This window comes from Mycoplana rhizolycopersici (assembly GCF_013378445.1).
Lineage (GTDB): Bacteria > Pseudomonadota > Alphaproteobacteria > Rhizobiales > Rhizobiaceae > Mycoplana > Mycoplana rhizolycopersici.
Genome location: NZ_JABXYK010000002.1, coordinates 107,691 through 121,353, shown reverse-complemented (window position 1 = coordinate 121,353; position 13,663 = coordinate 107,691). Strand labels below are relative to the sequence as shown.

11 protein-coding genes are annotated in these 13,663 nt (G+C 63.6%); 7 read left to right on the top strand and 4 right to left on the bottom strand.

Annotation, left to right across the window (positions count from 1 at the left end; all coding sequences use genetic code 11):
* Window position 1: 1 nt before the first annotated feature.
* From HV823_RS03065 to HV823_RS03055, 3 genes are all read right to left on the bottom strand, one after another.
* Window positions 2–1,000, bottom strand: coding sequence for an ABC transporter substrate-binding protein (locus tag HV823_RS03065; protein ID WP_176948279.1), 999 nt, complete (start codon window positions 998–1,000; stop codon window positions 2–4).
* A 311-nt stretch (window positions 1,001–1,311) separates the two neighbouring features.
* Window positions 1,312–1,926 carry a L,D-transpeptidase gene (locus HV823_RS03060; protein WP_176948278.1) on the bottom strand — a complete coding sequence of 205 codons (615 nt, stop codon included), beginning with the start codon at window positions 1,924–1,926 and terminating at the stop codon, window positions 1,312–1,314.
* Window positions 1,927–2,278: 352 nt separating this feature from the next.
* On the bottom strand, window positions 2,279–3,943 hold the full coding sequence (locus tag HV823_RS03055) for an electron transfer flavoprotein-ubiquinone oxidoreductase (protein WP_176948277.1): 1,665 nt from the start codon (window positions 3,941–3,943) through the stop codon (window positions 2,279–2,281).
* 283 nt (window positions 3,944–4,226) lie between these two features.
* Between HV823_RS03055 and HV823_RS03050 the strand changes: the two genes are divergently transcribed.
* The 6 genes from HV823_RS03050 (at window position 4,227) to HV823_RS03025 (ending at window position 9,565) form a co-directional block, all read left to right on the top strand.
* A complete protein-coding gene (locus HV823_RS03050) occupies window positions 4,227–5,516 on the top strand; it encodes an Hsp70 family protein (RefSeq protein ID WP_176948276.1) in 1,290 nt (429 codons plus the stop codon).
* Window positions 5,517–5,608: 92 nt separating this feature from the next.
* Window positions 5,609–6,397, top strand: coding sequence for an SDR family oxidoreductase (locus HV823_RS03045; RefSeq protein WP_176948275.1), 789 nt, complete (start codon window positions 5,609–5,611; stop codon window positions 6,395–6,397).
* 85 nt (window positions 6,398–6,482) lie between these two features.
* Complete coding sequence (locus HV823_RS03040; RefSeq protein WP_176948666.1) at window positions 6,483–7,388, top strand: uracil-DNA glycosylase; 906 nt, start codon at window positions 6,483–6,485, stop codon at window positions 7,386–7,388.
* A gap of 197 nt (window positions 7,389–7,585) precedes the next feature.
* Window positions 7,586–7,762, top strand: coding sequence for a hypothetical protein (locus HV823_RS03035; protein WP_176948274.1), 177 nt, complete (start codon window positions 7,586–7,588; stop codon window positions 7,760–7,762).
* A 184-nt stretch (window positions 7,763–7,946) separates the two neighbouring features.
* A complete protein-coding gene (locus HV823_RS03030; protein WP_176948273.1) occupies window positions 7,947–8,090 on the top strand; it encodes a hypothetical protein in 144 nt (47 codons plus the stop codon).
* Between the two features lie 188 nt (window positions 8,091–8,278).
* Complete coding sequence (locus HV823_RS03025; RefSeq protein ID WP_176948272.1) at window positions 8,279–9,565, top strand: MFS transporter; 1,287 nt, start codon at window positions 8,279–8,281, stop codon at window positions 9,563–9,565.
* A 30-nt stretch (window positions 9,566–9,595) separates the two neighbouring features.
* Here the strand turns inward: HV823_RS03025 and HV823_RS03020 are convergent, their stop codons facing one another.
* Window positions 9,596–10,552 carry a DMT family transporter gene (locus HV823_RS03020; RefSeq protein WP_246300873.1) on the bottom strand — a complete coding sequence of 319 codons (957 nt, stop codon included), beginning with the start codon at window positions 10,550–10,552 and terminating at the stop codon, window positions 9,596–9,598.
* A gap of 302 nt (window positions 10,553–10,854) precedes the next feature.
* On the opposite strand from HV823_RS03020, the gene pepN reads away from it, so the two are divergent.
* Window positions 10,855–13,503, top strand: a complete 2,649-nt coding sequence (gene pepN / locus HV823_RS03015) for an aminopeptidase N (RefSeq protein ID WP_176948271.1) — start codon at window positions 10,855–10,857, stop codon at window positions 13,501–13,503.
* Window positions 13,504–13,663: the final 160 nt, after the last annotated feature.

Below are 13,663 nucleotides of genomic sequence, written 5' to 3'. Positions count from 1 at the left end.
ATCAAAGCGAGGCCTTGATCTTTTCGGCGGCCTCCGGGGAAACCCAGGGGGTCCACAGAGCTTCGTTTTCCTGAAGGAAGTGCTTGGCGCCATCCTCGCCGCTCGCCTGGTTGTCCGTCATCCAGGCCATCAGCTTGTTGACGGTGTCGTTGGTCCAGGCGCGCTTGTTGAGATACCCCATGACGTCCTCGCCGGCACGGTCGGCAAAGCTCTTCGTCACCAGCGTCTGCACCTTGTCCTTCGGCCAGTCGTTCTTCTTCGGGTCAGAGCAGTCGGCGACGGTGTTGCAGCGCTTCCATTCGGCCATGTCGACCGGAACGCCATGCTCGAGCTTCACCATCTCGTACTTGCCGAGCAGCGCGGTCGGGGCCCAGTAGTAGCCGACCCAGCCTTCCTTGCGCTCGTAGGCCTTGGCGATCGAGCCGTCGAGGCCCGCGGCCGAGCCGGTGTCGATCAGGCTGAAGCCGGCAGCCTCGCCGCCATAGGCCTTGAAGAGTTGCGCGGTGACGACGGTGCCGCCCCAACCCTGCGGGCCGTTGTGGACGGCACCTTTGGAGCTGTCCTCCGGATCGGGGAACAGTTCCTTGTGCTTGAGGACGTCATCGATCGTCTTGATCTCGGGGTTGGCGTCGGCGAGGTACTTCGGGATCCACCAGCCCTGCACGGCACCGTCCGACAGCGCCACGGCGGCGCCGACAAGCTTGCCTTCCTCGATGCCGCGGTTGACGACGTCCGGCAGAAGGTCGACCCAGCCCTCGGGCGCGAGGTCCGGCTGCCCCTTTTCGATCATGGAGGTGATGGTGGGAACGGTGTCGCCAACGATGATCTCGGCATTGCAGCCGTAGCCTTCGCCGAGAATGATCTTGTCGAGGCTCGCCAGAACTTCGGCGCTCTGCCAGTTCATGCTGGCGATCGTGACGTCGCCGCATTCGGCGGATGCCGCACTCGCCAGGCCGAACAGGCCGAAGGCGAGACACGTGGATGCAAGCAGTTTCTTCATTGTCGGTTCCCTCTGTTATCCCGGCGGTGATAACGCCCCAATGTCCGACTGCACCGCCGCAACCGGCATCGCGATTCGATCAGCGGAGAGCAGGCCGCGAAAAACCTCGCGGGCATATGATTTCCGCCCTAGGGAGTTTTGCAGGAGTAGAGCTTAATGTCGCTCAATATGCGCCCGACACTGGTCACGTTGCGCCATCGCGTGCAATTCGTCGCGAGCGCGATGGCTGTATCGCGCAACCACCCCACGCTATGCGCGCAGGGTGGCTAATCAAATGATAGAATTTGGCTTTTTTGCCCCGGAAGGCGGGCTCAGGCCTGGATGACGACGACCTTGTCGCCGACCTTGACGCGCTCGTAAAGGTCAATGACGTCGTGATTGAGCATGCGCACGCAGCCGCTCGACATGGCAAGGCCGATCGATTCCGGCTGGTTGGTGCCGTGGATGCGGAAGTGGGTGTCGTTGCCGCCGCGGTAGAGATACATGGCGCGGGCACCGAGCGGATTCCACGGCCCGCCCTCCATGCCGCCGGCGAGCTTGCGGTAGCGCTCCTCGCGACGCATCATGTTCTCCGTCGGCGTCCAGCGCGGCCACTCGGCCTTGCGACCGACATAGGCGCTGCCGGCAAACGCCAGCCCCTCGCGGCCGACGCCGACGCCGTAGCGCATCGCCCTGCCCTCATCCATCACGTAGTAGAGCCGGCGCGCAGGCGAATCGACGACGATCGTGCCGGACTTGTGCGGCCCCTCATAGGCGACTTCCTGGCGGCGCAGTTCCGGCTTGATCTTGTCCAGCGGCATGGCCTTGAGCGGGAATTTCTCGTCCGGCACGGCCGCGTAATTGGCGACATGATTGGGAGCATTGGTGGCGCAGCCGGCCAGCAGGGCCGACATGCCCAAAAGCAGACCTCGACGGGAAATCGACATAAATGTGTCCTTGGTGAGTCAATATGATGACCAAGGTTTATTGAGATTATGGTTAATGAATTGATAAAGACGCATAGTGGAAGTTGGTCACAAACGCGTCAGCGCAAGGCAGGGCTTTGCCAGCGGGGGTGAGGCTTTCCTTGCAGGCTTACCGAACCCGCCGGCCGACAAGCTCGGCGGTTTGGATGTGGGTTTGCGCCCGGCATCAGTGCCGAGCGTGCCGACGCGACCATACGACCAATTCGCCGCCAGCGTTTCACGCGAACAACAGTACGTATGATGACGCTCGGTCAAGTCGGTCCGTCCCCCTGCTTTCCTAGGCGGACGCCGCCCGGCCCTCCCTCTCCGCTCGCTACATGTTCGGATAGACCGGCCCTTCGCCGCCTTGCGGGGGCACCCAGTTAATGTTCTGGTTGGGGTCCTTGATGTCGCAGGTCTTGCAGTGGACGCAGTTCTGGGCGTTGACGACGAACACGTCCTTGCCGTCCTTCTGCACCCATTCGTAGACGCCGGCGGGACAGTAGCGGGTGGAGGGTCCGGCGTAGACGTCGAGTTCCGAGGTCTTCTGCAGTTCCGGGTTTTTCACCTGCAGGTGGATCGGCTGGTCTTCCTCGTGGTTGGTGTTCGACAGGAACACCGAGGAGAGACGGTCGAATGTGAGTACGCCGTCGGGCTTGGGATAGTCGATCTTGTTGTGCTTTTCGGCCGGCTCCAGCGAGGCGGCGTCGGTCTTGCCGTGCTTCAGCGTACCGAAGAAGGAGAAGCCGAGCAGCGTGTTCGTCCACATGTCAAGGCCGCCGAGCGCCACGCCGATGGCGGTCCCGAACTTCGACCACAGCGGCTTGACGTTGCGCACCTTCTTCAGGTCCTGGCCGATGGCGCTGTCGCGCCAGCCGCGCTCGATCTCGACAGGCTCGTCATGGGCACGGCCGGCGGCAAGCGCGTCGGCGAGCTTTTCGGCGGCAAGGATGCCCGACAGCACCGCATTGTGGCTGCCCTTGATGCGCGGCACGTTGACGAAGCCGGCCGAGCAGCCGATCAGCGCGCCGCCGGGGAACGACAGCTTCGGCACCGACTGGTAGCCGCCCTCGGTGATGGCGCGGGCACCATAGGAGAGGCGCTTGCCGCCCTCGAAAGTGCCACGAATGGCCGGGTGCGTCTTGAACCGCTGGAACTCCTCGAACGGGTAGAGCCAGGGGTTCATGTAGTTGAGGTGCACGACGAAGCCGACGGCGACGAGATTGTCTTCCAGGTGATAGAGGAACGAACCGCCGCCGGTCTTCATGCCGAGCGGCCAGCCGAAGGAATGCTGCACCAGGCCGGGCTTGTGGTTTTCCGGGCGGACTTCCCAGAGTTCCTTCAGGCCGATGCCGAATTTCTGCGGCTCGCGGCCTTCATCCAGCTTGAACTTCGAGATCAGTTGCTTGGCGAGCGAGCCGCGCACGCCCTCGCCGATCAGCGTGTACTTGCCGAGCAGCGCCATGCCGCGGGTATAGTTCGGCCCCGGCTCGCCGTCGCGGCCGATGCCCATGTCGCCGGTGGCAACCCCGATGACGGCACCCTCGTCGTTATAGAGCACCTCGGTCGCGGCAAAGCCCGGATAGATCTCAACCCCGAGTTCCTCCGCCTTGGTCGCAAGCCAGCGACAGACATTGCCGAGCGAGACGATGTAGTTGCCGTGGTTGTTCATCAAAGGCGGCATGGCGAAGTTCGGCAGGCGAATGGAACCGGCCGGGCCCAGCAGCAGGAAATGGTCGTCCGTCACCTCGGTCTTGAAGGGATGGTCGGGATCGTCGCGCCAGTCCGGCAGCAGCCGGTCGATGCCGATCGGATCGACGACGGCGCCCGACAGGATGTGCGCGCCGACCTCGGAGCCCTTCTCCAGCACGACAACCGAAAGATCCGGATCGACCTGCTTCAGCCGGATCGCTGCGGCAAGACCGGCAGGACCCGCGCCGACGATCACCACGTCGAATTCCATGCTCTCGCGTTCGGGAAGGTCCATCGCCTCGCTCATATCTTCTAGCCTCCGCTGCCGTCCCCTTTGACGACTAATTCGTTTTGGAGTCCTCATGACAAATGTACAAGCGTCTGTCGAGCCAAGGCGCGACAGAGAATGACCGCATTTACGCATGAGGTCATGCGCGGGGCCGAAATGGCGTCCTTGACCGGGACAAGTCGCCCCGACGGGCACGATTGGCGGATGCGAAAGCACGCCGGTCTGGCAATCCGCCTTGCATTTGCCCGACGAACGTGGGAGGACGCGCGCCCTTCCCGCCATTCACCACACCGGACCCGTCATGACGATCGCCTACGGCCTCGATTTCGGCACCACGAATTCCGTGCTCGCCACCACCTGCGGCACAACGACGCAGTCCGTGCTCATGCAGACGCCGGTGGGCGAGACCGACACGCTCCGGACCGCGCTTTCCTTCATGAAGAAGGGCATGCACGGCCTTTCCAGCGAAGCCGGGCCGGCCGCGATCGCCCAGTTCATCGACAACCCCGGCGAATGCCGTTTCCTCCAGTCGATCAAAACGTTTGCCGCCTCGCCGCTGTTCCAGGGAACACTGGTCTTTGCCAAGCGCTACGAGTTCGATGACCTGATGCACGCATTTCTGTCGCGCCTGCGGGACTATGCGGGAGCGGAATTCGAAGGCGGCGCGGGACGCGTCGTCGTCGGGCGGCCGGTCCGGTTCGCCGGCAGCAATCCGGACGAACGGCTTGCGACCGATCGCTACAACGCAGCCCTCGCCCGCTTCGGCTTCCCCGAAGTCCATCACGTCTACGAACCTGTTGCCGCCGCGTTCTATTTCGCGCGCAACCTCGACCGGGACGCCACCGTCCTCGTCAGCGATTTCGGCGGCGGCACGACGGACTACTCGCTGATTCGCTTCGAGAGCCATGCCGGCCGTCTGACGGCGACGCCGCTCGGCCACTCCGGCGTCGGCGTTGCGGGCGACAATTTCGACTTCCGCATCATCGACAACATCGTTTCGCCTGCCATCGGCAAAGGCACGATGTTCAAGAGCTTCGACAAGCTTCTCGAAGTGCCGACCAGCTACTATGCGAATTTCGGCCGCTGGAACCAGCTCTCGATCTTCAAGACGCTGCGCGATTTTACGGAATTGAAGAAGCTCGTGCGCTCCAGCCTCGAGCCGGAGAAGCTGGAGGCCTTCGTCGACCTCATCGAGATGGACGAAGGCTACCCGCTGTACCAGGCCGTCTCGGCAACGAAGATGCGGCTATCGAGCGCCGAGGAGACCGAATTCGCCTTTCCGCCGCTTGGCGACAAAGCACGGCGCGTCGTCAAGCGCAGCGACTTCGAAGGCTGGATCGCACCGGAACTCGAGCGGATCGAGGAGGCGCTGGACGACGTGCTGACGCAGACGGGTACGGCGCCCGGCGATATCGACAAGGTGTTTTTGACGGGCGGAACATCGTTTGTGCCGGCGGTGCGCCGCCTGTTCGAGCAGCGTTTCGACCGCGACCGGATCGAAAGCGGCGGCGAGCTTCTGTCCATTGCGCACGGGCTGGCTTTGATCGGCGCGCGCGACGACATCGCCGACTGGTCCGCCAAGACGCTCTGAGCGGCGGCTCGATTCCAGCCGTTTGCGCCGACGCCATTCTCGACTAGTTTGCCGGCCGAGCGATCACAGGGAGCGATCACAGGGAGAATTTCATGGACCTCGGGATTTCGAAGAAGAAAGCGCTGGTGCTGGCCTCGTCGCGCGGCCTCGGCCGCGCCATTGCCGTCGCACTTGCCCGGGAGGGCGCCGACGTTTTGCTCTGCGGCCGCAATGCCGAAGAGCTTTCGGCAAACTGCGCCGCAATCAACGCGGAAGGTTTGGGACGGGCCGATTTCGTCACCGCGGACCTGTTCGAGCCAGACGTGGTCGAGAAGCTGGTGGCGGGCGTTGCCGAGAAGCTGGGCGGGATCGACATCCTGGTGAACAATTCCGGCGGCCCGACGCCGGGTTCGACCGAGGACATGACGCCGGAGACGCTTCAAACCTACTTCAACGCGATGGTGCTGCGGCTGATCACCTTGACCAACCGGCTGCTTCCGCAGATGAAGAGCCAGGGCTGGGGGCGGATATTGACTGTCGCGTCTTCCGGCGTCATCGAACCGATCCCCGGGCTGGCGCTGTCGAACACGCTGCGGCCGGCGCTTGCCGGCTGGTCGAAGACGCTGGCAAACGAGGTCGCGGCTCAGGGCATAACCGCCAACCTCTTGCTTCCGGGCAGCATTTTGACGGACCGGCTGAAAAGCCTGGATGCAGCCGCAGCGCAGCGAAGCGGGCGGACGCTGGAAGAGATCGCGGCTGCATCCGAGGCGGCCATTCCCGCCGGACGCTACGGCACGGTCGAGGAATTCGCCGCCACCGCCGCTTTCCTGTGCAGCCAGCCGGCCAGCTACGTGACCGGCAGCATCATCCGCTGCGACGGCGGCGCTGCGCGCTCCGTCTGACGGCAAAAGCTTTGACGCGGGGATTCGCGGCACGCAGGTGCCGCACCCTTGCCGCCCATGCAAGGGTTCCTGTATGGCTAGCGTCATGATCTCCGCTTCCGACCTCGACGCCGCCGAACTGGCCGCCCTGCTCGCGTTCCACGCCGATGCCGGCGTCGAATGGCTGCTGGAAGAACAGCCGGTGGACAGGTTTGCCGAGTTTGAGGCGATGCGGGCCGCGCATGCGGCACGCCAGGGGGCGGCAAGCGCCTCTTCGCCGAGGCAGGCCGAAGACACGCAGGCACGAACCGGCAGCGCACCCGCGCGCACGACGACGCGCGCGCCGCAGCGCGAGGCGGCCCCCGCACCTTCCGTCGCCATTCCGGACGGGCAGGCCGTTGCCGATGCCACCTTCGTGGCGTCGAGCGCGCGCACGCTTGCGGAGTTGCGAACGGCCATGGAAGGCTTCGGCGGCTGCAACCTGAAGAACAGTGCGCGTGGCCTGGTCTTTGCCGAAGGCAATGCGAGCCCTTCCGTGATGGTGATCGGCCCCATGCCGAATGCCGACGACGACCGTGAAGGCCTCCCCTTCTCCGGACGGCAGGGCGCGATGCTGGATCGGATGCTGACCGGCATCGGGCTTAGCCGCGCCGAGGTCCTGCTTTCGAACGTCATCCCCTGGCGTCCGCCGGGAAACCGGGTGCCATCGGGCGCGGAAAGCGACATCTGCCGCCCCTTCATCGAGAGGCAGATCGCACTGGCGGAGCCGAGTCACCTGCTGCTGCTCGGAAATTTCGCCGCGCGATTCTTCTTCGGGGGCAGCCAGACGATCCACCAACTGCGCGGGGAATGGCGGGAAATCGACATCGCAGGCCGGACAATACCGGCATTTGCAACACTTCATCCCCAGGATCTCGCCGCAGCGCCGGTCAGCAAGCGCCTTGCCTGGCAGGATTTGCTCGTGTTTCGCGCCCGGATCACCGAAAGCGGCGCGGCGACGGCGAAGGGTTAAACCCTTATATTTCAAAGTTTTAATCGCCGCAGCACACGTCGCCGGCCGGAGACCTGGATGCAACCTGCCGCTATTATGAACAAAATATTACCGAAGCCATGTGAAATACGCATATCAGGCGGGCGTAATGTCGCATTGCAAATCAAATGCTGCGTTGCAATATTAGCAAGCGGGAGGACAGATTAAGGAACGAGATCATGACCGCCCGCCTTCGCCCCATCCATTCCGGCTTCGAGACGCTGCGCTACGCCGGCTTCCGTCGGGCTAGTGGTTTCGGCGGCACGCGCGCCCCGGCCAACGAGCAGATGACAGCCGCTGGCTACGCTCGCATCAACCGCCCGGCCAATATCTACGCCGAATTCGTACAGCGTTGACCGCCCGCTCCGGCATGCGAAACGTTGCATGCCGGGCGCATGAACTGGCTCCTGCCCGCGCATTCACATTCACGGAAGAAGCCCCACGGAAGAAGCGAAGGAGCGCCCTCAGCGCTCCTTTTGCCGTTTTGCCTTCGCCCGAATGCCGTTCACGTGTTTTGGAGAGAGGCTCCAGGAGAAGACAATGGCACGCATACACAAGCTGATTGCCGACCTGCACGACATCCGCGCCGCGATCAACGCCGCACGCGAGTACAACGTGCTTGCGACGCTCCCGCGCAACGCCACCCACCGCCAGGATCAGTTGAAGGCCTTCATGCCGAGCTGAACGGGCGGAAGGCCTTCCTACGACCGCTGCAAGCCGCTGCAGGCTCGCGGCGTCAAGGCCCGTGCCGCTGCGGTTCTTTGCGCCAGCGGCTGTCGCGCTGGACAGCGCACGAGGAGTTCTTTAGAGGCACACTCCTCGTGTCCGCGCTACCACGGAAAATGGCGCATTTCTTCTTTCCGGATTTCCCGATGCTCGCGAGCCTCGTTCCGTTCCTGAGCCTGCTGATATCGACGCTGCTGATGATGGTGGCATTCGGCCTGCAGAGTTACGTCGTTCCCGTGCGGGCCGTTGCAGAAGGCTGGTCGACGCAGACGATCACCTGGATCGCGACCGGCTATACGCTGGGCTTTACCTCCTCGTGCATCGTCACGCCGAAATTCATTCTCGCCGTCGGGCATGTGCGCGTCTTCGTGGCGCTGATCACGCTGCTCTCCATTGCCATCCTGCTCTGCTCGCTCATGGTCGACTGGCGCGCCTGGATCGTCTTCAGGACGATATCGGGCTTTGCCATCGCCGGCAGCTACCTGATCATCGAGAGCTGGCTGAACGAGCGGGTCACGAACGAGAACCGCGCCAGCGTGTTTTCCCTCTACGTCATGATCACGATGGTCGGCAGCGTGGCCGGCCAGTACCTGGTGCCGCTTGGAGATCCGACGAACACGTCGCTGTTCATTCTCTGTGCCATCATCTTCTCGGTGTCGCTGCTGCCGACCGCGCTGACCTCCTCGCCGCTGCCCGCACCGCCAACGCAGGCGCGCTTCAACGTGCTCAAGCTTTACCGCCGCTCGCCGGTTGCCGTCGTCGGCGCCTTTCTGGCCGGGGCGCTGTCGGGTGCATGGCTGAACCTCGGCGGCGTCTTTACTCAGCGGATCGGGCTTTCGACAGCGCAGGGGGCCACCCTGCTCGCCGCCCTTCTCGTCGGCAGCACGCTCGCCCAGATCCCGATCGGTCGCGCCTCGGACCGCATGGACCGGCGCCTCGTGATGGTCGCCTGCGGCCTCGTCGGCGTGGCCGCCAGCCTCGCCATGATCGCCGTTCAGGGCGGCTCGCCGACGCTGCTCTATTTCGTTGCGGCGCTCGTCGGCAGCGTGCTGTTTCCGATCTATGCGCTCAACGTCGCCCATGCGAACGACCTCGCCCAGCCGGACGAATATGTAGAAGTGTCCTCGGGCATGATGATCGTTTACGGCATGGGCACGATCTCCGGCCCGCTGGTGGCCGGTCCGGTGATGGAGCGTTTCGGGCCGACGGCGCTGTTTGCCGTCTTCACGCTCTACTTCGCCATCTACGGCGGCTACGCCGCCTGGCGTATCGCCCGTCGCGACGAGGCAAGCGGCATGGTGGCGAAGACCGACTACCAGGCGATGCCGGTTCAGCCACTCGGCGCGGAAGCGTCTGCGGCAGCACTGCAGGGAGAAAGCTCCGACGAGCAGCTGATCGCCGACACCACCACGCCGCAATGGACGAAGCACTGACGGGAACCGCGGCTCCGGATATCCGCGACGTCAACCGTGCGGGGTCATATGCCTGCGGGCGGCCTTCCGGCGCAGGCCGAGCCTGTGCTCGCGGATAATGATGAAAATGCCGGCGCAGATGACGATCAGCGTGCCGACGAGCATCGCAACCGTCGGCACGTCGCCAAAAAGCACATAGCCGAAGCCGAGGCCGAGCACGATCGAGGTGTATTCGAACGGGGCGATGGTCGAGACGTCGGCATAACGGTAGCTTGCCGTCAGCAGGATCTGCGCCACCCCGCCGCAAAAACCTGCAAGCGCCAGAAGCAGCAGCGCCCTGCTGTCGAGATCCGCCCAGCCGAGCGGCAGGGTGGCGAGCGAGAACACCGAGGCCGAGAGCGAGAAGTAGAGAACGATCGTCGGCGTCTTTTCCGTTTGTATCAGCTTGCGCACCAACACCATCGCAATGGCGCCAAGGGTTGCCGAAACCAGGACGGCCGCAGCGCCAAGGGCCTCCGCCGTCCCGATACCGCCCGCATCGACGAGGGTCAGACGTGGCCAGGTGATGATGGTGACGCCGACCAGTCCGATGAAAACCGCCGACCAGCGGTAAAGCCCCACCGTCTCCTTCAGGAACAGGGCGGCGATCATGACCGCGATCAGCGGCATCGCATAGCCGATGGCAATCGCTTCCGGCAGCGGCAGATGGATCAGGCCATAAAAGCCGAAGCTCATGGCCAGGATGCCGACGAAGCCGCGGGCCAGATGCCCGGTCACGTCGTTGGTCCGGAAGGAATGGATCAGCTCGCCACGAAAGGCGAGATAGGCCAAAACCGGCAGCATGGCGAAGGCCGAGCGGTAGAAGGTGATCTGGCCTGTCGGAATATCCTTGCCCGCCGCCTTGATCAGCGTGGACATGCAGACGAAGATCACAACGGAGGAGACCTTGAGTAAGATCGCCTTCATCGGCTGCTGTTGGTCGAACTCCATCGGAGAAAAGTCTTTCATTCACGGCCCGGACGGGAGCCGGAGACGCGAAGCGTCATTCGGATGCACAAATCAGGCGGACAATAACGGGGTTTTACAAGGTGCGGGGATGAATTTTGGTGATCCCGGCGAAAAGGTTTTGATGAGCGCCGCTCAACCTGCGGCCGCACCGCCTCAAAGAAATCGTTGGAGGGTGCGATACGGCAATGAGATGTTAAGCCGGAGTGCATAGAAGGAATTCAGCCGAAGACCAATCCGTCCTTTCGCCCTTCGTCCCGATGCTCTAAATCAGGACAAGCTGAAGGACACGAGCAGGACATACCATGCGCACTGAGAGCGGCCGGATCATCAATCTGGCAGACTACCGTCCGACTGACTTCGTACTCGAACGTGTCGACCTCACCTTCGAACTTGATCCGACGGAAACGAAGTGCACATCGCGCATGCTGTTCCACAGGCGGGAGGGGGCAGCAACGGACGCCCCGCTGGTCCTGGATGGCGACGAACTGAACATGACCGGCCTGCTTTACGACGGCATGCCGATGGAAGCCGAAAGGTTTACCGAAGAAGACGACGTTCTCACGATCCGCGAACTTCCCGAAACGGGATCGTTCGAGATCACGGTCGAAACGGTCATCAATCCCGAAGCAAACACGCAACTGATGGGTCTCTACCGGACCAACGGCATCTACTGCACCCAGTGCGAGGCCGAGGGTTTTCGCCGGATCACCTATTTCTATGACCGGCCCGACGTGCTCTGCGTCTACACCGTCAACATCATAGCCGACAAGGAAAGCTGCCCGCTGCTCCTGTCGAACGGCAATTTCCTGGGTGGGGCCGGCTATGGCGAGGGCAAGCACTTCGCCGCCTGGTTCGATCCGCACCCGAAGCCCAGCTATCTCTTTGCACTGGTGGCCGGCGACCTCGGCGTCGTCGAGGATAGCTTCACCACCATGTCCGGCCGCGAAGTCGCGCTCAAGATCTATGTCGAGCACGGCAAGGAACCGCGCGCGTCCTATGCAATGGACGCACTGAAACGCTCGATGAAGTGGGACGAGGAAGTTTTCGGCCGCGAATACGATCTCGACATCTTCATGATCGTCGCCGTCTCCGACTTCAACATGGGGGCGATGGAGAACAAGGGTCTCAACGTCTTCAACGACAAGTACGTGCTTGCCGACCCCGATACGGCGACCGACGCGGACTACGCCAACATCGAGGCGATCATCGCCCACGAATACTTCCACAATTGGACCGGCAACCGCATCACCTGCCGCGACTGGTTCCAGCTGTGCCTGAAGGAAGGGCTGACGGTCTATCGCGACCACGAGTTTTCGGCCGACCAGCGCTCGCGCGCCGTCAAGCGCATCGCCGAGGTCCGGCATCTGAAATCCGAGCAGTTCCCCGAGGACGCCGGTCCCCTCGCCCATCCAGTGCGCCCGACGAAATACCGGGAAATCAACAACTTCTATACGACGACCGTCTATGAGAAGGGCTCCGAGGTCACGCGCATGATCGCGACCATTCTCGGTGCCGAGCTTTTCAAGAAGGGCATGGATCTCTATTTCGAGCGTCACGACGGCGATGCCGCGACGATCGAGGACTTCGTCAAGTGCTTCGAGGATGCGAGCGGCCGCGACCTGTCGCAGTTCTCGCTGTGGTATCATCAGGCCGGCACGCCGCTGGTGACCGTGTCGAGCGCCTACGACCAGGCGAAGGGCGTGTTCACCCTGTCCTTCGAGCAGATGGTTCCGCCCACGCCCGGCCAGTCCGCCAAGGAGCCGATGCACATCCCGCTGCGCTTCGGCCTGCTGCTCGCCGACGGCACGGAAGCGGAGCCGCAAGCCATCGAGGGCGCTGAGGTCACCGGCGACGTGTTGCACCTGACGCAGCGCCAGCAGACGGTCACATTCTCCGGCATCCCGACGCGGCCGGTCGTCACGCTCAACCGCGGCTTCTCCGCCCCGATCAACCTGCATTTCGAACAGTCCCCCGCAGACCTCGCCCACATCGCCCGGCACGACAGCGACTTTTTCGCCCGCTGGCAGGCGCTGAGCGACATCGCGCTGCCCAACCTCGTCGCAGCTGCCCGCAACGCCCGCAACGCCGCGGAAATCGCCGTCGATCCGCTTCTGGTCGACACGCTCGTCGCCATCGCCGGCGACGAAACGCTGGAGCCGGCTTTCCGTGCACAGATCCTGGCGCTGCCGAGCGAAGCCGACGTTGCCCGTGAGCACGGCGGCAACAACGACCCGGATGCGATCCGCACCGGCCGCGAGGCGGTCATGGCAGTCGCCGCGCACAAGGGAGCGGAACTCTTCGCAGCACTCTTCGACCGTAACCACACAAAGGGCGGCTTCACGCCGGATGCGGCAAGCGCTGGAAAGCGCGCGCTGCGCAATGCCGCTCTCGGCTATCTCGCCATTGCCGAGGGCCGGCCCGATCGCGCGGCGAAGGCCTTCGAGACCGCCGACAACATGACCGATATGAGCGCGGCCCTCACCGTTCTCGCTCATCGCTTCCCGGATGCGCCGGAGACGGCGGCAGCGCTGGAGGCTTTCCGCGCGCGCTTTGCCGACAACGCGCTGGTCATCGACAAATGGTTCTCCATCCAGTCGACCATACCCGGCCACGGCGCGCTGGAGCGGGTCAGGACGCTCATGGAAAGCCCGCTCTTCAACAGGTCGAATCCGAACCGCGTGCGCGCTCTCGTCGGCACCTTCGCCTTCGCCAACCCGACCGGCTTCAACCGCGCCGACGGCGCAGGCTACCGCTTCCTCGCCGAGCAGATCCTCGAGATCGATCCGAAGAATCCACAGCTTGCCGCCCGCATCCTCACTTCGATGCGCTCCTGGCGAGCGCTCGAGGACGTGCGCTCCGACCATGCGCTCAATGCGTTGCGCACGATCGCTGCCGGAGAGAAGCTTTCTTCGGACGTTTCGGACATCGTGGAACGCATGCTGAAGGCATAAGGGCTACGGCCCTTCGCTCCATTCCTGATAAAGGCTTGTTGCCTGCCGGGACTTGTTCTGGCCGGGCGGCAGCCCGATGCCACCTTTCCCCCTACCCCGATCGCAACGCCTGCGAGGCGCATGCGCCGCCCGCCACCGGCAAGTGCTACTTTGCACCCGC